The sequence below is a fragment of the Actinomadura chokoriensis genome (assembly GCF_039529475.1).
Classification (GTDB): Bacteria; Actinomycetota; Actinomycetes; order Streptosporangiales; family Streptosporangiaceae; genus Spirillospora; species Spirillospora bangladeshensis.
In genome coordinates, this window is record NZ_BAAAMW010000002.1 from 144,533 (window position 1) to 163,701 (window position 19,169).

Consider the following 19,169-nt stretch of genomic DNA (forward strand, 5'->3'; position numbering starts at 1 on the left):
ACCGCCGGGCGGCGGCCACCGGCTACATCGGGAGCCGGCGGCCCTCCGCGAGAGCGCGCAGCTTGTCCGGATTGGCGACCAGGTGGATCGTCTGGACCTGGCCGGACGGGTCGATGTCGACGGTGACGGCGCTGATCGGGCCGTCCGGGCCGGCCACCACGATCGCCGGCTCGCCGTTGACCTCGACGCGCTCGAACCGCATCGCGGACGGCTCGACGCCCTGGTAGGTCACGCCGCTGATCCCGCCGAGGAAGCGGCCCACCTTGTCGGCGCCGAAGATCGCCCGGCGCGGGGCGCGGACCTTGCCGCCGCCGTCCGACCACAGCGCGACGTCGGGGGCGAGGACCTCCATGAGCCGGTTGATGTCGCCGCCGAGGACCGCGTCGAGGAACCGCTCGGTCGCGGCGCGCCGCTCGGCGCCGTCCGCCTCGAAGCGGGGGCGGCGCGCCTCCACGTGCTTGCGGGCGCGGGTGCCGAGCTGCCGCACGGACGCCTCCGACCGGTCCAGCGCCGACGCGATCTCCGCGTACGGGTAGCCGAAGACCTCCTTGAGGACGAAGACGGCGCGCTCCAGCGGGCTCAGCGTCTCCAGGACGACCATCATCGCGATCGACACCGACTCCGACAGCTCGGCGTCCTCGGCGACGTCCGGGCTGGTCAGCATCGGCTCCGGCAGCCACGGCCCGACATAGGTCTCCCGCCGGGCCTGCGCCGAGCGCAGCCGGTCGAGCGCGACGTTGGTGGTGATCCGGACGAGGTAGGCCTTCGGGTCGGCCACCCCCGACCGGTCACCGGAGGACCAGCGCAGCCACGCGTCCTGCACGGCGTCCTCCGCGTCGGCGGCCGTGCCCAGCATCCGGTAGGCCACCGCGAACAGCAGGTTCCGGTGCTCCTCGAAGGCGTCGGTCATCGTCGTCAACCCTTTCATGCCCGCTAGGACGGAACACCCGCGGGGAATGTGACATGCCCCGCCCGAAGAGTCCGATGTGACCCCGGATCAGCCGGTCGATCATGGGTAGTGTCCGGACCATGAGTGCGGCTCCGACACGGGTGTTCATCGCCCGGCTGGCGGGCATCGCGGTGTTCGACCCCGCCGGCGACCAGGTCGGCAGGGTCCGCGACATCGTGGTCGCGCTGCGGCTGGCGCCGCGCCCGCCGCGGGTGCTCGGGCTGGTGGTGGAGGTCGCGTCGCGGCGGGCGGTGTTCCTGCCGATCACGCGGGTGACGGTGATCGAGGCGGACGCGGTCATCTTCGACGGGCGGCTCAACGTGCGGCGCTTCCAGAAGCGCGAGTCCGAGACCCTCGTCATCGCGGAGATGCTGGACCGGACGATCCGGTTCCGCGACACCGGCGAGCCCGTCTCCGTCGTGGACGTGGCGATGGAGCCGACCCGCACCCGGGACTGGCTGGTCACCAAGGTCGCCGTCCGCCGCCGGACGGGACGCGCCCTGCGCAAGCGCGGTGAGAGCCTCGTCGTCGACTGGGACGACGTGGAGGGCTTCTCCGCCGTCGAGCACGGGCAGGGCGCGGCCGGGCTGATCGCCGCGTTCGAGCGGATGAAGGCCGCCGACCTCGCCAACATCGTCCACGAGCTGCCGGAGAAGCGGCGCACCGAGGTCGCGGCGGCGCTGGACGACGAGCGGCTCGCCGACGTCCTGGAGGAGCTGCCCGAGGACGACCAGATCGAGATCCTCGGCAAGCTGAGCGTGGAGCGGGCCGCCGACGTCCTGGAGGTGATGGGCCCCGACGACGCCGCCGACCTGCTCGGGGAGCTGCCGACCGAGCAGCGCGAGCGGCTGCTGACGCTGATGGAGCCGCAGGACGCGGCGCCGGTGCGGCGGCTGCTCACCTACCCCGACCACTCGGCGGGCGGGCTGATGACCACCGACCCGGTGATCGTCGCGCCGGACGCGACGGTCGCCGAGGCGCTCGCGCTGATCCGCCGCCCCGACCTGAACCCGGCGCTCGCCGCGCAGGTGTACGTGTGCCGGCCGCCGACCGCGACGCCGACCGGCCAGTACCTCGGCACGGTGCACTTCCAGAAGCTGCTGCGCGAGCCGCCGCCGACGCTGGTCAGCGGCATCGTGGACACCGAACTGGACCCGCTGCGGCCGACCATGTCGCTGGAGGCCGTCGCGATGTTCCTGGCCACCTACAACCTCGTCGCGGGCGCCGTCGTGGACGAGAACGGGCACCTGCTCGGCTCGGTGACGATCGACGACGTCCTCGACCATCTGCTGCCCGAGGACTGGCGGGAGGCGGTGATGGACGCCGCCGCCGAGGAGTCCGCCGATCCCGAGGAAGAGGCTCTGCGGGGGACGACATGATGACGACACGGCCGATGACCGCGCGCCTGGACCAGCCGAGGGAGGTCCGCCGGACGCTGCTGCCCCGGATCCACTACGACCCCGAGTCGTTCGGGCGGCTGTCGGAGCGGATCGCGCGGTTCCTCGGCACCGCCAGGTTCATCGTCTACATGACCGTGTTCGTGGCGGTGTGGATCGTGTGGAACCTGGCGGCGCCCGCCGCGCTGCGGTTCGACCCGTACCCGTTCATCTTCCTGACGCTGATGCTGTCGCTGCAGGCGTCCTACGCGGCGCCGCTGATCCTGCTCGCGCAGAACCGGCAGGACGACCGGGACCGCGTCCAGTACGAGCAGGACCGGGCCCGCGGCGACCGCAGCATCGCCGACACCGAGTACCTGACCCGGGAGATCGCCGGGCTGCGGGTGGCGCTGAGCGAGGTCGTCACCCGCGACTTCCTGCGCTCGGAGCTCCAGCAGATCATCAAGGACCTGGACGCGAAGGAGCCCGCCCCGTAGCGGTCCGGGCCTCAGCCGGGGGCGTTCTCGTCGGCGAGCTTGTCGAGGATCCGCCCGAGGGCGCGCAGGTCGGCCTCGTCCAGCCGGCTGAGCAGGTGGTCCTGGACGCCCTGCCGGTAGGTCGGGGCGGCCTCGGCGAGCCGCTCCCGCCCGGCGGCGGTCAGCGCCGCGTACAGGCCGCGGGCGTCGTCCGCGCAGGACTGCCGGACCACCAGCCCGTCGCGCTGCAGCCGGTCGACGAGCCGGGTCAGCCCGCTGCGCGACAGCAGGACCCGGTCGGCGAGGTCGTTCATCCGCAGCCGCCCGCCCGCCGCCTCGCCGAGGTGCATGAGCACCTCGTAGGAGCCGAGCGCGAGGTCGTGCCGGGCCGCCAGGTCCGCCTGCAGGCGGCGGGAGAGCTGCGCCTGGGCGCGCAGCATCGTCCGCCAGACGGCCGGCTCGGCGGCCGCGAGGATACCGGTGGTCACCGGACCGATGGTACGGCGGGCGGGCCGCCGGCGCGATGGAGACGCACGCGACATGTGAGGACCGACACCCTGATTAACGGGTACGCCCTCGGGGTTCATACCATGGACGCATGGCCTCCCAGTTGACGACCGAGCGGGTGACCGAGGCTCTCGCCACGGTGAACGATCCTGAGATCCACAAGCCCATCACCGAGCTCGACATGGTCAAGAGCGTCGACATCGCCTCGGACGGCACCGTCCGCGTCGGCGTCTACCTGACCGTGGCCGGATGTCCGATGAAGGACACCATCACCAAACGCGTCACGGAGGCCGTCTCGAAACTCGAGGGGGTCGCCTCCGTCCAGGTCGAGCTGGACGTGATGAGCGAGGAGCAGCGCAAGGACCTGCAGACCAAGCTCCGCGGCGGGCAGCCCGCCAAGGAGATCCCGTTCGCCAAGCCGAACTCGCTGACCAAGGTGTACGCGGTGGCGAGCGGCAAGGGCGGCGTCGGCAAGTCGTCGGTGACGGTGAACCTCGCCGCCGCGCTGGCCGCGCAGGGCCGTAAGGTCGGGGTCGTCGACGCCGACATCTACGGCCACTCGGTGCCGCGGATGCTGGGCGTGGAGAACTCGCCCACCAAGGTGGAGGACATGATCCTCCCGCCGACCGCGCACGACGTGAAGGTGATCTCGGTCGGCATGTTCACCGCCGGGAACCAGCCGGTCGTGTGGCGCGGGCCGATGCTGCACCGCGCGCTCCAGCAGTTCCTCTCGGACGTGTACTGGGGCGACCTCGACATCCTGCTGATGGACCTGCCGCCCGGCACCGGCGACATCGCGATCTCCGTCGCGCAGCTGCTGCCGTCCGCGGAGATCCTCGTCGTCACGACCCCGCAGCAGGCCGCAGCCGAGGTGGCCGAGCGGGCCGGCGCGATCGCCGCGCAGACGCACCAGCAGGTCGTCGGCGTGATCGAGAACATGTCCTACCTGTCCTGCCCGCACTGCGGCGAGCAGCAGTTCCTCTTCGGCGAGGGCGGCGGCCAGACGGTCGCGGACGCGCTGACGAAGACGCTCGGCACCCGCGTCCCGGTGCTCGGCCAGGTGCAGATCGACCCGCGCCTCCGCGAGGGCGGCGACAACGGCGTCCCGCTGGTGCTGTCCGACCCCGACGCGGGCGCCGCCAAGGAGCTGCGCACCATCGCCGACAAGCTCGGCGGCCGCAGCCGCGGCCTCGCCGGCATGTCCCTGGGCATCAGCCCCAAGGGCCGGTAGGCCCCGGCCCACCGCCCCTCACGGGTCGGGTGGCCGGAGGGCGCTCTGCGCCCGGAGGTCACCCGGCCCGCCGAACGAGAGGCCGTTTCCCGAGACGCGCCAGCGGCTCGGGAAACGGCCTCTCGTTCGTAACGGGGGTTCCAGGGGGGCGCCCCCCTGGGCTAAGTAGCCTCGTTGTCGAAGGGCGGGGGCTCGTCGGATTCGAGGCGGCCGGCCGTGGTGGCGTAGGAGGGCTCGTCGTCGAACAGGCCGGAGCCGTTCTTGCTCGCGGCCGCCGGGTGGGTGTCGTCGTCCTCCAGCAGGTGCTTGCGGACGAATGTCTTGGGGTTCAGGTCGTTCAGGTCGAAGTCCTTGAACTCCGGCCCGAGGCCCTCCTGGAGGTCCGCCTTGGCGCTGTCGGCCATCTGGCGGAACTGCCGCAGCATGCGGCCCGCCTGTCCGGCGACCTGCGGCAGTTTGTCCCCGAAGATGACCAGGGCGAGGACGACGAGCACCGCCATCTCACCGAGTCCGACGTCGAACAACCCGTCCTCCACAAGCCGTCAGGGGCCGGTCCGCGCGGACCGGCCCCCTCAGCGTATCCCGAGCCCGGACGAACCGGACCTGCGGATCTCTCCGCGTGCTAGTCGGCGCCCAGCGTCAGCTGGACGGTGCTCTCCCGGCCGTCGCGCTCGTAGGTGACCGCGATGCGGTCGCCGGGGGCGCGGCTGCGGATCTGCGCGATCAGGTCGGTGGCGTCCTCGATCGGCTTGTCGTCGATCTTGGTGATCACGTCGCCGGGCTTCAGCCCCGCCTTGTCGGCCGGGCCGCCCTTGATCACCGGGTCCTGCCCGTTGACCGGCTCCGTCATGATCTTGGCGCCGCCGTCCTGGTAGCGCGGGTCCGGGAAGACGCCGAGCTTGGCCTGCCGGACGCTGCCGGTGCGGATGATCTCCTCGGCGACCCGCTTGCCCTGGTTGATCGGGATCGCGAAGCCGAGGCCGATGCTGCCGCTCTGCTGCTCGCCGCCGAGCGACTGGCCGCCGAGCGTCGCGATGGCGGTGTTGATGCCGATGACGCGGCCCTTCGCGTCCACCAGCGGGCCGCCGGAGTTGCCGGGGTTGATCGCCGCGTCGGTCTGGATCGCGTTGAGGTAGGACGCGTCGCCGCCGCCCTCGCCCCGCGTCGGCACGGCCCGGTTCAGCGAGCTGACGATGCCGGTGGTGACCGAGCCCTGCAGGCCGAGCGGCGAGCCGATCGCGATCACCGGGTCGCCCACGGCGATCTTGCTGGAGTCGCCGATCGGCAGCGGCGGCAGCGAGTGCTGGCCGGACGGCTTGAGGACGGCGACGTCCGAGCCGGAGTCGGCGCCCTTGACGGTCGCGGGCAGCGTCTTCTTGTCGTTGAAGACGATCTGGATCTGGCCGCCGCCGGCGCCCGCGACGACGTGGTTGTTGGTGATGACGTAGCCGCCGTTGACGATGAAGCCGGTGCCGCCGACCTCGCCCTGCGCGGACTGCACACGGATCATCACGACGCTCGGCAGCACCCGCTGCGCGACGCCGGCGACGGAGTCCGGCGGGCGGCTCTGCACCTTGCTGTCGCTGCTGTTGCTGCCGCCGAGGCTCACCGAGCCGCCGTTGTCGTCGTTGTCGGTCGCGATGACGCCGATCCCGGCGCCGAGCGCGCCCGCCACCAGCGCGACGATCAGCGCGACGACGGCGAGCAGCCCGAGGCCGGGCCCGCCGCGCGAGGACGGCGGCATCGCGGGCACCGGCGCCCAGTTCGGGCCGGTGCCGCCGGGCGGCATCCCGTAGCCGGCCATCGGGCGGGGGCCGGGGCCGCCGGGCGGCGGGCCCAGCGGCGCGGGCGGCGGCGCCATCGGCGGCCGGGCGCCCGGAGGCGGCGGCGGGGCCTGGTGGGACTGGTGCGGCCAGCCGCCGGCCGGTCCGCCCTGCGCGAGGCGCGGGTCCTGGTTGTGCGGGACGAAGCCGGGGCGCGGGCGATCGTCGTCCACGGCGGGCTTGTCGAGCGGGACGGGCGGCGGGGGCTGCGGCATGTCGCGCGGCGGGGCGTCCTGCAGCGGCACCTCCTGCGGCCCCATCCCGGCCGCGGCCCCCTGGAACGGCACGTCCTCGCTGGTGTCGGGCGGGCTGCCGAGCGAGTCCGGCGGGGCGAACCCCCCGGCCACCAGGCGGTCGCCCTCGTTCGCCGGCTCCCGGGCGTCCCGCGGGCCGTCCGCCGGGCGCGGGTCGTCGCCGGCCTCCGGCGCCGCCCCCGGCTCGGGGTCGTCCGCGGGCTGCGCCGCCGGGATCTCCCGGTCGGTCACCGTCTCGGGAGGAGCCGCCTCCTGCCGTTCAGGCTCCCGGCCGGAGGCGACCTCGTCGTCCTCCGCCGGCGCCCCCACCGGCCCGCGGTTGTCTTCCGTCATCCCCATCTCTCCTACCGAGCATGGTCCTCGTCATCCGTGCTCATGCTGCCCCTCAAGGCATGTGGCGAGCATAAGACCTCGTGGGCCGCGCGCTCACCTTCGGTCAGTCGAACGGGTTCGCCGCCGAGGCCAGGCGGCGGGCGCCCCGGAACAGCCTGCTCCAGAACGTGTCGGTGCCGCGCGGCATGCTCACGGCGACCGCGTCCGCCGTGCTCTGCGGGGCGTCCGTCAGAACCGTGTAGACGTAGCCCCGCCCGGCGGAGACGGCCCAGCGCCGCAGCGCCTCGCGGCGGTACACCGTCCGGCCGCGGCGGACGGTCTTCTGCCAGCCGGCCAGCCCCCGCTCGTCGAGGCCGCCGCGCTGCACGAACACCGAGACGGCGGCGAGGCCGTCGGAGTAGCTGAGGTGGACGGCGCCGCCGTCCCGCTCGCGGCGCACGTCGTAGAGCGTGAGGCGGCCGGGCAGGTCCGCCGGGACGGGCCAGCCGCGGTCGCGGAGCCCGGCGATCCCGGCGCCGTCCAGCCGCTCGCCCCACGCGTCCGCAGCGGAGCCGGGGGCGGCGCCGTCGACGGCTCCGCCCGCGCTGGACCCGGGGAAGCGCAGGAGCCCGCCCCGGGGCTGGCCGAGCACGACCGGCTCCGCGGGCGGCGCGGTGAAGCTGATCTCGCTGAACCCGGTGACGACCACGGGCCGCCCGGTGGCGTCGATCAGCTCGCGGTGCAGCATCAGCCCCGTCTCGCGGTCGATCCAGAAGCGCCCGGCGGGGCTGCCGTCGGGGCGGCGGGCCTCGACGACGCGGGCCGGGCGGCCGCAGATCGCCGCGTCCGCCGCGCGCACCACCGAGTAGTTGCGGGTCAGCAGCGCGAGGGTCTCGGAGGTGAAGCCGGTGGTGTCCCCGGCGGCGGACTCGGCCCGGTACCCGGTCCCGCCGGTCCCCGACCGGTAGCGGATGCCCTCGCCGGGCCGGTGGGACACGCTCACGCGGGACGTGGCGGACCTGCTGCGGTTCCACGTGGTGAGGAACCGCCGGCCCTGGTACGGGACGCGCTGGGCGGCGTCGGCGGCGGCGCGCAGCAGCCCCACGGCGCCCGGGTCGCTGCCGACGCGGCGCGCCGCGGCCGGGTCTCCGGTCAGCAGCCCGGCGATGGCGAGCGCGCCCGCGATCCCGCCGACCAGCAGGGCGCCCCGCCGGTTCCGCCAGCTCCCGAGCACGCCGGTCCGGGCCGGCGCGGGCGCGGTCACGGCCCCGGGGAGACCTGGACCTGGTAGACCGGGTCGGTGAGCGGGTCGGTCATCGGCGCGTCCCCGGAGGTCAGCGCGTGCTCCACGGCGAACCGGTCGAAGGCCGGTGTGACGGTCGGCGCGTCCTGGCGCCCGCCGGCGATGTAGGAGGCGGTGCCCAGGCCGAGGACGAGCGTGGCGGCGCCGACGGCCAGGACGCGGCGCCCGGGGCGGACCTGGACGGCGGCGGCGTGCCCGGCCGGGCGGTTGTCGCGCGGGCGCGCGGCGGGAGCCGTGCGCGCCGGCCGGCTCGATGACCGCAGCGGGCGGGCGGGGCGGTGGGACGGGGCGCCCGCGGACGGGGCCCCGGCGGACGGCGGAGGCTCGGGGGGCTCGGCGGCCCCGGCCGGCAGGGCGCGCAGCCGGTTCAGGAAGTCGGGGGTCGGCAGATCGTCGGTGCCGTCGCTCGCGGGAAGCTCGGACAGGCCCCGCAGCCGTCCCTTGACCCGCCGCAGGCCGGCGACCTCTGCCCTGCACGGGGCGCACCCCGCGAGATGGGCGAGCACGCGGTCGCGCTCCTCATGCCCCAGCTCGCCGTCGACCAGAGCGGTCAGACGCTCCCCCAGACAACTCACGCCGCCTCCGTCGATTCCATTCGGTCAGGCGCGCGGTCCCGCCCCGCGCGCGTCCACGTACCGCTTACGCGCCGTCCGGCAGCGGCTGCGGCAGGGCGCCGCCGGCCGCGTGCGCGCCCCCCGCGGGCGCCGCGGCCGCGCCGTCATCGGCCGCGGCCATGGCGGCGCCGCGCGCCTCGGCCGCCTGGTAGTCGTTCCTCGTGCCGGGCCGGCGCCGCGTCGGCGCGCGGTGCTCCAGCGCGGCGCGCAGCTGCGCCCGTCCCCGGTGGATGCGGCTGCGCACGGTCCCGAGCTTGACGCCGAGCGTGGCCGAGATCTCCTCGTAGGACAGCCCCTCGATGTCGCACAGCACGACGGCCGCGCGGTACTCGGGGGCCAGCGCGTCGAGGGCGGCCTGGACGTCGGCGTCGAAGTTGGTGTCGTCGAACGCCTGCGCCGGCGTCGGCTCGCGGCCCTGCAGGCGCTCGGCGGCGTCGTCGGCGAGCCCCTCGAAGCGGATGCGCTGGCGGCGCCGCGCCATGTCGAGGAACAGGTTCGTGGTGATCCGGTGCAGCCAGCCCTCGAACGTTCCGGGCGTGTAGTTCGACAAGGACCGGAACACGCGGACGAAGACCTCCTGGGTGAGGTCCTCGGCGTCGTGCTGGTTGCCGGTCAGCCGGTAGGCGAGCCGGTAGACGCGCGCGGAGTGCTCGCGGACGACCTCGTCCCAGGACGGCGGCGCCCACTCCGCTTCGGGGGCGTTCTCGCGCGTACGAGCGGCGTTTCCAAGCCCCTGCCTGGCGCCGACCCCCACAGCGCTTCTGAAACTCAGTGCTGCGACTCCCATGGTGCCGGGCTGTTCCTCTCTCGTAGCCAAGGTTCTCGCCTTGGAACGGCACGGTCTCGCCTGGGCTGGGGCGGTTCCTGGACCAACTGTCCTGCATGCTGCGCGGTTGTGCTTTCACGGGTTACAACGCGCTGAAACTCCAGTTGGTTCCCTGTCAACGATATGGTCTTTCCAGCATGAGGCATGCGGGGGTCCCGCGAGGAGGCAGCCATCGACGCCATTCAGGCCACCCGGGCCTACGTGGAGGATTTCCTCCCCGAAGACGAGGCGCTGCTTGCCGCCAGGCGGCGCGGCGAGGAGGTCGGCGCGGCGCCGATCGGCCCCGCCGGGGGTGCGGCGCTGCGCTTCCTCGCGACGCTGATCGGCGCGCGGACGGTCGTGGAGGTCGGCTCGGGCTGCGGCGTGTCCGGCGTCTGGCTGATGCGCGGCATGCCGAAGGACGCGGTGCTGACGAGCGTCGACATCGAGCCGGAGAACCAGCGCCTCGCGAAGATCGCCTACCGGGAGGCGGGCCTGTCCGGCTTCCGCACCCGGATGATCAGCGGCCCGGCGCTGGAGGTGCTGCCCCGGCTCACCGACGGCGCCTACGACATGGTGTTCTGCGACGCCGACAAGCGGGAGTACCCCGAGTACCTGACGGACGCGCTGCGGCTGCTGCGCCCCGGCGGCGTCGTCGCGTTCGACAACGCGCTGTGGCACGACCGGGTCGCCGACGCCGCCTACCGCGATCCCGACACCGAGGCGATCCGCGAGGTGCACCGCATGATCCGCGACGACGAGCGGCTCGTCCCGCTGCTGGTCCCGGTCGGCGACGGCCTGCTCTGCGCCGTCCGGCTGGGCTGACCCCGTGGAGACCGCCGAGAGCGCGGAGAGCGCGGAGAGCGCGGAGAGCGCCGGTACCACCTCGGAGCCGTTCGCGGTGCGGGTGCGGGTGACATGGCGCGGGGCGGGGCAGTCGCTGGCGTTCCTGATCCTGTTCGCCGCGTCGGCGGGGTTCATCACCAGCGGCATGGTGCGCGGCGCCGGTGTGGGCAGCGCCCTGTTCATGGTGCTCGGGGTCGCGGGGCTCGTCCTGTTCGGGGCGGGCCTGCTGCTGTCGGCGGGCGGGATGCTGGCGCGCCGACCCGTCCTCGAACTGGACGGCGGCGGGGTGCGGCGCCCGGCGCGCTGGCCGCTGCCGCGCCGGTCCGGGCGCTCGCTGCCGTGGGACGAGGTCGCGGCGATCACGGCGCTGCGGCGCGGGATGGCCGGCACCCGCCGCGGCGAGCAGGACTACCTCGTCTTCCTGCCGTCACCGGAGCTGGCGGAGATGGCGCGCACGTCGGAGCGCCCGACGCTGGTGGCGCTCACGATGCGGGACGTCCCCGCCACGGCGGCGGCCGTCCCCTGGTGCTTCGCGGTCGAGCAGGGCTGGGACGCGACGCTCCCCGAGATCGTCAAGCAGGCCCGGCGGCGCCGCCGCGTCCCGGTGATCGACCGCCGGTCGAAGTGATCAGGCCGCGGTCAGCCAGTCGAGCAGCAGCCGGACGCCGTAGCCGGTCGCGCCGCGGGTGATCTCGGCGTCGTCGGAGGTGGCGCGGCCCGGCCCGGCGATGTCGAGGTGCGCCCAGGGGCGGTCGCCCGCGAACTCGCGCAGGAACAGTGCGGCCGTGGTGGCGCCCGCGCCGTAGCCGCCGCGGCCGATGTTGGCGACGTCGGCGAGGTCGGAGTCGATCGCGGCGCGGTAGTCGGCCGTCAGCGGCAGCCGCCACACCGGCTCGCCCGCCGCCGTCCCGGCCCGGGTGAGCGCGGCGGCGAGGTCGTCGTCGGTGGCGAACAGCGCCGCGTGCCGCAGCCCCAGCGCGACCTTCGCGGCGCCGGTCAGGGTCGCGACGTCCACGACGGCGTCGGGGGCGAGTTCGGCGTCGGCGTAGGCGAGCGCGTCGGCGAGGACCAGCCGGCCCTCGGCGTCGGCGTTCAGCATCTCGGAGGTCGTCCCGCCGAAGTGGGTGATCACGTCGCCGGGCCGCATCGACGACCCGGACGGCATGTTCTCCGCCGCCGCGACCAGGCCGGTGACGCGGGCGCGGACGCCGAGGGCCCGCAGCGCGCCCATGACCGCGATGACCGCGCCGCCGCCGGCCATGTCGGTCTTCATCGTCTTCATGCCCTCGTTCGGCTTGAGCGACAGGCCGCCGCTGTCGAACGTGATGCCCTTGCCGACCAGCACGATGTGCCGGCCGGCGGCCTCGCCGGGCTGGTAGGAGAGTTCGATCAGGCGGGGCGGGCGGGCCGATCCGCCGCCGACGGCGAGGAGCCCGCCGAAACCGCCCTCGGCCAGCTCCTTCTCACCGCGCACGCGGATGTCGAGGCCCGCCTCGGCGGCGACCTGCTCGGCCCGCGCGGCGAGCCAGGACGGGTCCTTCTCGCCGGCAGGGGTGTTGGCGAGATCGCGGGCCAGCGCGGTCGCGCGGGCGCGCACGGTGCCCCGCTCGATCGCCGCGGCGCCCGCCTCCGGCCCGGCCTCGGTCAGCACGGCGAGGGTGCCGAGCGCCTTCTTGGCGGGCGGGGCGCCGATCTTGAACTCGTAGGACGCGAGCAGCGCGCCCTCGGTGAACGCGGCGAGGTCGCCGGCGGGGACGCCGGCGGCGAGGGCCGCGCGGCCCCTGCCGCGGCGGGCCAGCGCGGCGCCGGCCCTGCGCAGGTCGGCCGGGGCCGCGTCGCCCACCCCGTACAGCAGCAGCTCGCGGACCCGGTCGCCGACGCGGACCTGGGTCGCGGTGATCTCCCCCGGCTCGCCCTTGGCCCGGTGCAGCGCCAGCAGCTCGTCCAGCGTGAAGGGCAGCCCCTCGGCGACCTCCGCCGCCGGTGCGACGGGGCCCTTGCGGACGGGCACCGCCACCACCTCGGCCCCGAGGTCGGCCGCCGCCTGCGAGACGGTGCCGCCGGCGCCGTGGACGCGGGTCTCGATGGGCATGGTGATGGTCCCCCTGATCTGCGCTTCTGGGTACGGAAATGGCAAGGGCCCCGGCGGCGTCGCCGGGACCGTCACCAACAAGCCGGGAGCGGTGGAGCCGTCAGCCCACGACGTCCTTGAGCGCCTCGCCGAGCTCCTTGGCCTCGTCGGCGGAGAGCTCGACCACGAGTCGGCCGCCGCCTTCGAGGGGGACTCGCATGACGATCCCGCGTCCCTCCTTGGTCACTTCGAGCGGACCGTCTCCCGTCCGCGGCTTCATCGCCGCCATGCGTGGTTCCCCTTCCTGCGTAGGGCCGCGGCCTCGCACACCGTTGGCCGCGTGGCCGCGTGTCGCATCCGCGTCATCAGTAGTGGTCCATTATCTCGTCTTCCGGGCGCGAAGTGGTAACGATCAGCCTCCAGATCGGAAGATGGGAGGATCTGCGGGCGAAACGAGAGGACGCCGATGTCTGAGACCGTGCTGTACGACGTGACCGACGGTGTGGGGACGATCACACTCAACCGCCCGGACGGGATGAACTCGCTGACGGGCGGGATGAAGGAGCTGCTGCGCGAGACGGTGCTGCGCGCGGCCGCCGATCCGGCCGCCCGCGCGGTGATCCTGACCGGCGCCGGGCGGGCCTTCTGCGCGGGCCAGGACCTGCGCGAGCACGCCGACAACCTCGCCGCCGGCAGGGGCCTGGACGACACCGTCCGCAAGCACTACAACCCGATCGTGCTGGCCATCGCCGGGATGCGGAAGCCGGTGGTGGCGGCGGTGAACGGGGTGGCGGCGGGCGCGGGCGCGTCGCTGGCGTTCGCCTGCGACCTGGTCGTGGCGTCCGACAAGGCCCGGTTCGCGACCGCGTTCACCGGGATCGGGCTCGCGCCCGACAGCGGCATGTCGTGGACGCTGCAGCGCCTCGTCGGCCGCGCGAAGGCCGCCGAGCTGCTGCTGCTCGGCGAGCCGCTGAAGGCCGAGCGGGCGCTGGAGCTGGGCCTGGTGAACCGGGTCGTCCCGGCCGACGAGCTGGCCCCGGCGGCGGTGGAGCTGGCGCGGCGCCTCGCGGCGGGCCCGACGGTCTCCTACGGCGCGGTGAAGGCGGCGCTCGACCACGCGGCGACGCACGACCTGGCGTCCGCGCTGGAGCGGGAGGCCGAGCTCCAGGACGAGTGCGCGGAGACCAGCGACCACAAGAACGCGACCGAGGCGTTCCTGAAGAAGCAGCAGCCGGAGTTCGAGGGCCGCTAAGCGGTCGCTCGGGGGTCTCCGGGGGTCTCCGGGGGTAGGGCCTTCCCCAGCATCGACCGGGGAGGCTCCGCCAATGCGCCGAGGGGGGCGCCGGCGGTTGTCTTGAAGGCATGATCCAGACATCCGCCGCACCCCCTGCCGGCCGCGCCCACGACCACGTCGCCGCCGCCCGCGACCTCGTCAAGTCCTACGGGACGGGCGAGCACGCGGTGACCGCGCTGCGCGGCGTCTCGGCGGCGTTCCCGCGCGGCCGGTTCACCGCGATCATGGGGCCGTCCGGCTCCGGCAAGTCGACGTTCCTGCACTGCCTGGCCGGGCTCGACACGGTCACCTCCGGCTCGGTGCTGATCGGGGACGTGGACATCACGAAGCTGTCGCGGACCCGGCTCACCAAGCTGCGCCGCGACCGGCTCGGGTTCGTGTTCCAGTCGTTCAACCTGCTGCCGATGCTGACGGCGGAGGAGAACATCCGGCTGACCGGGCGGCTCGGGAACCGGCGCGCCGACCGCGAGTGGTTCGACACGATCGTGGACGCGCTCGGGCTGCGCGGGCGCCTCGCGCACCGGCCGGGCGAGCTGTCGGGCGGGCAGCAGCAGCGGGTCGCGGTGGCGCGGGCGCTGCTGACCCGGCCGGAGGTGCTGTTCGCCGACGAGCCGACCGGCAACCTCGACTCCCGGTCGGGCGCCGAGGTGCTCGGGTTCCTGCGCCGCGCCGTGGACGCCTACGGCCAGACGGTGATCATGGTGACGCACGACCCGGGCGCCGCCGCGCACGCCGACCGGGTGCTGTTCCTCGCCGACGGCATGATCGTGCGCGAGCTGCTCTCCCCCACCGTCGACCAGGTGCACGACGTGATGCGCCGGATGGAGGGCTGAGCGCCATGTGGCTGATCGCGCGCCGCTCCTTCGCCGAGGGCTGGATGCGGATGGCCGCCACACTGCTGGCGGCGGCGTTCTCGATCGGGCTGATCGCGGGGTCGCTGCAGTTCACGCTGCGGGCGCAGGAGGCGGTGTCCGGCAGCGACGCCAGCGAGTACGCCCGCTCCGACGTGCTCGTCCTGGGCGGGTCGGTGGACACCGACGACCCGTACGCGAGGCCGGACGGCCAGGTCGCGCTGAGCGCGGTCGCGGGACGTCCGGGCGTGGCGGCGGCCGCCGGGGACGCGATGGTCCCGGTGACCGCGCACGGGTCCGGCGGCAAGGCGATCCTGCCGCCCGCCGGGGCCGGGACGACGCTGCGTCCGTGGACGTCCGACGCGCGCCTCAACCCGTACCACCTGGAGTCGGGACGGGCGCCCGCCGCCGACGGCGAGGTCGCCGTGACCCGGCACGTGGCGCGGGCCGGGAAGCTCGACGTGGGCGACCCGGTCCGGGTGCTGCTGCCGAAGCAGAGCCGCACCCTCAAGCTCGTCGGGATCGTCACCGTGCAGGACCACAGCTCCGTCGCGAGCGGCGACCTGCTGCTGGCGCCGCCCGCGACCGTCCAGGCGGCGGCGGGCCTCCCGGCCGGGACCTGGCAGGGCGTCTGGGTGAAGGCCGCGCCGGGCGTCGCGCCCGCGAAGCTCCGCACGGACCTGGCCCGCGCCCTCGGGCAGGACGTCACCGTCCGCACCGCGAAGGGCGTCCGCGACGCCCAGTCGGCCGATCTGCGGTCGGCGGGCGCGTCGATCGGCGGCGCCATCGGCATGGTCTCGTCCGTCGCGGTGTTCGTCGGGCTGTTCGTGGTGGCGAACACGTTCGGCACGCTGGTGCGGCAGCGGACGCGGCGGCTGGCGCTGCTCAGCGCGATCGGCGCGACGCCCCGCCAGATCAAGCGGCTGATCCGGTGGGAGGCGCTGGCGCTCGGCCTGGTCGGGTCGGCCGGCGGCGTGCTGCTCGGCTACCCGGTGTCGGCGCTGCTCACCCGGCTGTTCGCCGACGACGGCTTCGACATCTCCGCCGCGGACGTGCAGTTCGGCTGGGTCGCGCTCGCCGTCCCGGCCGTGGCCGGGATCGTCGTCACCCAGCTCGCGGCGTGGCGGGCCGCGCGCCGCGCGGCGCGCGTCTCCCCCATGCAGGCGCTGCGCGCGGCGAGCACCGAGACCCCCGGCCGCCGCCGGGGGCGGGTGATCGGCGCACTCGCGATCTTCGCGTGCGCGTGGATCTTCTTCGGCGGCGTCTTCGGGATCAGGTACGAGGAGCCGCCGGGCCCGGAGCGCACCATCGGCGTCTGCGTCATGGTCCTGCTGGGCTGCATGACGACGGTCGCGGCGCTCGCCGTCCTCGCCCCGTTCTTCGTCGGCCCCCTCGGCGGCCTGGTCGGCCGCATCGGGACGGCCGTCAGCGGCGAGGCCGGGCGGCTCGCCCGCGCCACCATCACCCGCAGCCCGCAGCGGGTGTCGTCGGCGGCGTCGTCGCTGATGCTGGGCGTGGCGCTGGTCGGCGCGACCGCGCTGACCGTCCTGTCGGTGGACGCCCGGTTCGCCGAGACCGGCGGGCAGGTGATGCGCGCCGAGCACGCGATCGCGGCGACCGGCGCGGCGTCGAGCGGCCCGGCGCCGCTGCCGCGCGACGCGGCGGCCAAGGCCGCGGCCGTCCCCGGCGTGTCCGCCGCTGCCACGCTGACCTCGTCGCAGATCAAGCTCGTCTCGCCGCCGCCGAAGCGGCCGTCGCCGGAGGAGCCGCCGCTGCCCGTCTACCTGGCGGTGACGGGCGCCGACCAGAAGGCGCTGCCGGAGGTGCTGAGGCTCGGCGGGAACCTGCCCCGGCTCGGGGACGGCGAGATCGCCCTCACGTCCACGGTGATGAAGGGCCAGAAGATCGAGAAGGGGCAGACGATCGTCGTGCGCGGGGCGCAGGGCCGCGTGCCGCTGACGGTCGCCGCCGCCTACCACGACCCGTCGCACCTGTTCGCCGACCAGGCGCTGGTGTCGGCGGCGACCATGGACCGGCTCGACCCGGACGCGCCGGCGCAGGTCGTCCTCGCGCGGGGCGGCTCCGAGCGGGACCTCGCCCGCGCGTTCGCCGGCACGCCCGGCGTCGAGGTCCTCGGCAAGGGCGCCTACATCGACCTGGCCAAGGGGTCGATGACCAGCGGGCTGACGGTCATCTACGGGTTCATCGGGATGGCGCTGGTCCTCGCGCTGTTCGGGATGGCGACCACCGTCTCGATGAGCGTCGGCGAGCGGACCCGCGAGTTCGGGCTGCTCGGCGCGGTCGGCGCGACGGTCGCGCAGATCAGGGCGGTCGTCCGCTGGGAGGCCGCGACGGTCGTGCTGCTCGGCGGGCTGCTCGGCATCGGGACGGCGCTCGGCAGCGTGTTCCTGATGTACGCGGCGACGGGCAGCTCGTTCCTGGCGCCGAACCCGCCGTGGTGGCTGTTCCCGGCCGTGGTCGCGGGCGCGGCGGCGGTCGCCCTGGCGACCTCGGCGCTCCCGGCGCGCCGGGCCGCCGAGGTGCCGCTGCTGGAGGCGGCCAGGGCCGAATGACCGGCGGCCCGACTGACCGGCGGGGTGTGCGCCTAGCGGAAGGAGCAGCCGGTCAGGTGGTCGTTCACCAGCCCGCAGGCCTGCATCAGGGCGTAGGCGGTGGTGGGGCCGACGAAGCGGAAGCCGTGCTTCTTCAGCTCCTTGGAGAGGGCCTTCGAGGCGTCGGTGTAGGCGGGGACGTCGGCCGTGTCGGCGTAGGCCGGGGAGTCGGGGTCGGCGTAGCGCCAGGCGGTCGCGGCGAGGCCGCCGGGGAGGTCGAGGGCGGCGCGGGCGTTGGCGATCGACGCCTCGATCTTCGCCCGGTTCCGGACGATGGCGGCGTCGGCCATCAGGCGCTCGACGTCGTCCGGGCCGAACGCGGCGACCTTCTCGGGGTCGAAGCCGCAGAAGGCGGCGCGGAAGCTCTCGCGCTTGCGCAGGATCGTCAGCCAGGAGAGCCCCGACTGGAACGCCTCCAGGCAGAGCTTCTCGTAGAGGCCCAGGTCGTCGCGGACCGGACGGCCCCACTCGTCGTCGTGGTAGGCGATGTAGTCGGGGGTCGACAGCCCCCACGGGCAGCGCGCCAGCCCGTCCTCGCCCAGAATCGCGGTGGTCACCCGCCCGTTCTACCCGATGCCTCCGACAGAGCCGTCTCCCCGCGGCGGGGCCGGCTCCTCGGCCAGCGCGGCGAGGCGGCGGAGGCCGAGGGCCAGGAACGCCTTCACGACCGGGCCGGCGACCAGCCAGCCGGCGCGTCCGAGCGGGCCGAGGGGCAGGTCGATGAGCTCCGCCCAGACGACGCGGCTGCCCGTCCCCTCCGGGACGACCTTGAACCACGCCTCGCCGCGCACGACGCGGCCGGTGTGCCGGACGGAGACGCGGCGGCCGTCCCGCCAGTCGGTGATGACCATGGTGTCGGTGAAGCCGACCGGGCCGATGCCCGTCCGCGCCCGCAGTTCGTCGCCGACCTTGTCGCCGCCTTCGGCGCTGGTGAACGGCATCCATTCGGCGTGCCGCGGCCAGTCGGTGAGCAGGGCGAAGACGTGCTCGGCCGGGGCGGCGGACACGGCCTCCGCGTGGACGGCGACTCGGCTCACCGGCGCTCCTCCTCGGGGCCGGGCTCCTCCTCGACGGGCACGGTCTCCTTGCGGAGCAGCACGCCGTCGTCGGGCTCCTCCAGGCCGTGCAGGGCGCCGATGGCCGGTTCGCCGGCGCGGTTGCGGAGGTCGTACAGCTGGCGCTCCAGATCGGCCACGCGGGCGTCGCGCTCGCGCAGGGCGTCGGTCAGGCGGTGCACGGCCTCGTCCGTCACCTGCATCTGATAACCCCAGATCGTGGTGGGAAACCGGAGCCGCGAGCCCTCGGGCCCGAGGAGGGGGCGGCCCGCCGCGTCCAACGCGAGCGGCGGGTAGTCGGGATGGGTCTCGGCCAGCTCCCCGCCCCTGCCCATGGCGAGGACGACGACGGCGCCCAGCACGGCCAGGCCGGCCAGGACGAGCACCACGGTCACCATCACGCTCCGATCTCCGCGTCTCCTGAAGGACGATTCCAGGACTCCGATCGTGCCACGCTTGGCGGCATGGGGATGCAAGAGCGGATGGTCCTTCCACCGGACGCGCCGGTTCCGCCCGGTGCCGCGGACGCGGGCACGGCGCCCCCGGCGAGCCGGGTGGAACGGCTCGCCGCCTCCGGGGACGCCGTGCTGGTCACGCTGGAGACGGACGCGCGGGAGCCCGATCCCGGGCTGCTCGCCGCGGCGTCCGTCTACGCGTGGCTGGGGGCGAGGTATTTCCGCGTGCCGGAATCGCAGGCGGACGGGATGCGCCAGGTGCTCGACATGGTGGCCTCCATCCGGGGCACCCGGCCGCCCACCGTGGCCCGCAGGGGCCTCGCCTAGCCGCCCCG

At 74.7% G+C, this 19,169-nt stretch carries 21 protein-coding genes; 9 read left to right on the forward strand and 12 right to left on the reverse strand.

Annotated features, from left to right (window positions below):
- Nucleotides 1-22: 22 nt before the first annotated feature.
- Nucleotides 23-910: an RNA polymerase sigma-70 factor gene (locus ABFX46_RS04870; protein WP_346040124.1), complete on the reverse strand. Its 888-nt coding sequence runs from the start codon at nt 908-910 to the stop codon at nt 23-25.
- Between the two features lie 119 nt (nt 911-1,029).
- Here ABFX46_RS04870 and ABFX46_RS04875 point away from each other — a divergent pair, with 119 nt between their 5' ends.
- Together ABFX46_RS04875 and ABFX46_RS04880 are read left to right on the forward strand one after the other, a co-directional pair.
- Nucleotides 1,030-2,328, forward strand: coding sequence for a magnesium transporter MgtE N-terminal domain-containing protein (locus ABFX46_RS04875; RefSeq protein WP_346040125.1), 1,299 nt, complete (start codon nt 1,030-1,032; stop codon nt 2,326-2,328).
- Nucleotides 2,329-2,342: 14 nt separating this feature from the next.
- Entirely contained in the window at nt 2,343-2,822 is a 480-nt protein-coding gene (locus tag ABFX46_RS04880; RefSeq protein WP_207923677.1) for a DUF1003 domain-containing protein, read from the forward strand.
- Between the two features lie 11 nt (nt 2,823-2,833).
- Here the strand turns inward: ABFX46_RS04880 and ABFX46_RS04885 are convergent, their stop codons facing one another.
- A complete protein-coding gene (locus tag ABFX46_RS04885; RefSeq protein WP_346040126.1) occupies nt 2,834-3,289 on the reverse strand; it encodes a MarR family winged helix-turn-helix transcriptional regulator in 456 nt (151 codons plus the stop codon).
- Nucleotides 3,290-3,399: 110 nt separating this feature from the next.
- Between ABFX46_RS04885 and ABFX46_RS04890 the strand changes: the two genes are divergently transcribed.
- A complete protein-coding gene (locus ABFX46_RS04890; RefSeq protein WP_346040127.1) occupies nt 3,400-4,539 on the forward strand; it encodes an Mrp/NBP35 family ATP-binding protein in 1,140 nt (379 codons plus the stop codon).
- 161 nt (nt 4,540-4,700) lie between these two features.
- Here ABFX46_RS04890 and ABFX46_RS04895 read toward each other — a convergent pair whose 3' ends face one another.
- The 5 genes from ABFX46_RS04895 to sigE form a co-directional block, all read right to left on the reverse strand.
- Nucleotides 4,701-5,063 carry a sec-independent translocase gene (locus ABFX46_RS04895; protein ID WP_346040128.1) on the reverse strand — a complete coding sequence of 121 codons (363 nt, stop codon included), beginning with the start codon at nt 5,061-5,063 and terminating at the stop codon, nt 4,701-4,703.
- Between the two features lie 98 nt (nt 5,064-5,161).
- A complete protein-coding gene (locus ABFX46_RS04900; RefSeq protein WP_346040129.1) occupies nt 5,162-6,949 on the reverse strand; it encodes a S1C family serine protease in 1,788 nt (595 codons plus the stop codon).
- A 103-nt stretch (nt 6,950-7,052) separates the two neighbouring features.
- Nucleotides 7,053-8,192, reverse strand: a complete 1,140-nt coding sequence (locus tag ABFX46_RS04905) for a sigma-E factor regulatory protein RseB domain-containing protein (RefSeq protein ID WP_346040130.1) — start codon at nt 8,190-8,192, stop codon at nt 7,053-7,055.
- Nucleotides 8,189-8,806, reverse strand: a complete 618-nt coding sequence (locus tag ABFX46_RS04910) for an anti-sigma factor family protein (protein ID WP_346040131.1) — start codon at nt 8,804-8,806, stop codon at nt 8,189-8,191. The genes ABFX46_RS04905 and ABFX46_RS04910 overlap by 4 nt, the downstream gene beginning before the upstream one ends.
- Nucleotides 8,807-8,870: 64 nt before the next feature.
- A complete protein-coding gene (gene sigE / locus ABFX46_RS04915; protein WP_346040132.1) occupies nt 8,871-9,632 on the reverse strand; it encodes an RNA polymerase sigma factor SigE in 762 nt (253 codons plus the stop codon).
- Between the two features lie 183 nt (nt 9,633-9,815).
- Here sigE and ABFX46_RS04920 point away from each other — a divergent pair, with 183 nt between their 5' ends.
- Both ABFX46_RS04920 and ABFX46_RS04925 read left to right on the forward strand, forming a co-directional pair.
- A complete protein-coding gene (locus ABFX46_RS04920) occupies nt 9,816-10,475 on the forward strand; it encodes an O-methyltransferase (RefSeq protein WP_163058629.1) in 660 nt (219 codons plus the stop codon).
- Nucleotides 10,476-10,479: 4 nt separating this feature from the next.
- Nucleotides 10,480-11,124, forward strand: a complete 645-nt coding sequence (locus ABFX46_RS04925) for a hypothetical protein (RefSeq protein ID WP_346040133.1) — start codon at nt 10,480-10,482, stop codon at nt 11,122-11,124.
- Here the strand turns inward: ABFX46_RS04925 and ABFX46_RS04930 are convergent, their stop codons facing one another.
- A complete protein-coding gene (locus ABFX46_RS04930) occupies nt 11,125-12,588 on the reverse strand; it encodes a leucyl aminopeptidase family protein (RefSeq protein ID WP_346040134.1) in 1,464 nt (487 codons plus the stop codon). It abuts the gene before it with no gap.
- A 100-nt stretch (nt 12,589-12,688) separates the two neighbouring features.
- Complete coding sequence (locus tag ABFX46_RS04935; protein WP_083980698.1) at nt 12,689-12,856, reverse strand: DUF3117 domain-containing protein; 168 nt, start codon at nt 12,854-12,856, stop codon at nt 12,689-12,691.
- A 177-nt stretch (nt 12,857-13,033) separates the two neighbouring features.
- On the opposite strand from ABFX46_RS04935, the gene ABFX46_RS04940 reads away from it, so the two are divergent.
- From ABFX46_RS04940 to ABFX46_RS04950, 3 genes are all read left to right on the forward strand, one after another.
- The gene (locus ABFX46_RS04940; RefSeq protein WP_346040135.1) at nt 13,034-13,819 is read left to right on the forward strand and encodes an enoyl-CoA hydratase-related protein; all 786 of its coding nucleotides are present in this window, start codon (nt 13,034-13,036) and stop codon (nt 13,817-13,819) included.
- Nucleotides 13,820-13,929: 110 nt separating this feature from the next.
- Nucleotides 13,930-14,694: an ABC transporter ATP-binding protein gene (locus ABFX46_RS04945; protein WP_346040136.1), complete on the forward strand. Its 765-nt coding sequence runs from the start codon at nt 13,930-13,932 to the stop codon at nt 14,692-14,694.
- Nucleotides 14,695-14,699: 5 nt separating this feature from the next.
- On the forward strand, nt 14,700-17,285 hold the full coding sequence (locus ABFX46_RS04950) for an FtsX-like permease family protein (protein WP_346040137.1): 2,586 nt from the start codon (nt 14,700-14,702) through the stop codon (nt 17,283-17,285).
- 32 nt (nt 17,286-17,317) lie between these two features.
- On the opposite strand, the gene ABFX46_RS04955 is transcribed toward ABFX46_RS04950, so the two are convergent.
- From ABFX46_RS04955 to ABFX46_RS04965, 3 genes are read right to left on the reverse strand one after another with little or no spacing between them, the layout of a single operon-like run.
- Nucleotides 17,318-17,881, reverse strand: coding sequence for a DNA-3-methyladenine glycosylase I (locus ABFX46_RS04955; RefSeq protein WP_346040138.1), 564 nt, complete (start codon nt 17,879-17,881; stop codon nt 17,318-17,320).
- Between the two features lie 9 nt (nt 17,882-17,890).
- On the reverse strand, nt 17,891-18,361 hold the full coding sequence (locus tag ABFX46_RS04960) for an SRPBCC family protein (RefSeq protein WP_346040139.1): 471 nt from the start codon (nt 18,359-18,361) through the stop codon (nt 17,891-17,893).
- Nucleotides 18,358-18,780 (reverse strand): hypothetical protein, encoded by a 423-nt coding sequence (locus ABFX46_RS04965; RefSeq protein ID WP_346040140.1) that lies wholly within the window; start codon nt 18,778-18,780, stop codon nt 18,358-18,360. The genes ABFX46_RS04960 and ABFX46_RS04965 overlap by 4 nt, the downstream gene beginning before the upstream one ends.
- Nucleotides 18,781-18,843: 63 nt before the next feature.
- Here ABFX46_RS04965 and ABFX46_RS04970 point away from each other — a divergent pair, with 63 nt between their 5' ends.
- Nucleotides 18,844-19,161, forward strand: a complete 318-nt coding sequence (locus ABFX46_RS04970; protein WP_346040141.1) for a hypothetical protein — start codon at nt 18,844-18,846, stop codon at nt 19,159-19,161.
- Nucleotides 19,162-19,169 lie beyond the last annotated feature (8 nt).

Bases quoted from the DNA above. Each gene is read 5' to 3' on its own strand.
- ABFX46_RS04890 (WP_346040127.1), top strand. From the start codon at position 3,400: ATGGCCTCCCAGTTGACGACCGAGCGGGTGACCGAGGCTCTCGCCACG.
- ABFX46_RS04935 (WP_083980698.1), bottom strand. From the start codon at position 12,856: ATGGCGGCGATGAAGCCGCGGACGGGAGACGGTCCGCTCGAAGTGACC.
- ABFX46_RS04900 (WP_346040129.1), bottom strand. From the start codon at position 6,949: ATGACGGAAGACAACCGCGGGCCGGTGGGGGCGCCGGCGGAGGACGAC.
- sigE (WP_346040132.1), bottom strand. From the start codon at position 9,632: ATGGGAGTCGCAGCACTGAGTTTCAGAAGCGCTGTGGGGGTCGGCGCC.
- ABFX46_RS04940 (WP_346040135.1), top strand. From the start codon at position 13,034: ATGTCTGAGACCGTGCTGTACGACGTGACCGACGGTGTGGGGACGATC.
- ABFX46_RS04950 (WP_346040137.1), top strand. From the start codon at position 14,700: ATGTGGCTGATCGCGCGCCGCTCCTTCGCCGAGGGCTGGATGCGGATG.
- ABFX46_RS04930 (WP_346040134.1), bottom strand. From the start codon at position 12,588: ATGCCCATCGAGACCCGCGTCCACGGCGCCGGCGGCACCGTCTCGCAG.
- ABFX46_RS04870 (WP_346040124.1), bottom strand. From the start codon at position 910: ATGACCGACGCCTTCGAGGAGCACCGGAACCTGCTGTTCGCGGTGGCC.
- ABFX46_RS04880 (WP_207923677.1), top strand. From the start codon at position 2,343: ATGACCGCGCGCCTGGACCAGCCGAGGGAGGTCCGCCGGACGCTGCTG.
- ABFX46_RS04970 (WP_346040141.1), top strand. From the start codon at position 18,844: ATGGGGATGCAAGAGCGGATGGTCCTTCCACCGGACGCGCCGGTTCCG.
- ABFX46_RS04945 (WP_346040136.1), top strand. From the start codon at position 13,930: ATGATCCAGACATCCGCCGCACCCCCTGCCGGCCGCGCCCACGACCAC.
- ABFX46_RS04875 (WP_346040125.1), top strand. From the start codon at position 1,030: ATGAGTGCGGCTCCGACACGGGTGTTCATCGCCCGGCTGGCGGGCATC.
- ABFX46_RS04920 (WP_163058629.1), top strand. From the start codon at position 9,816: ATGCGGGGGTCCCGCGAGGAGGCAGCCATCGACGCCATTCAGGCCACC.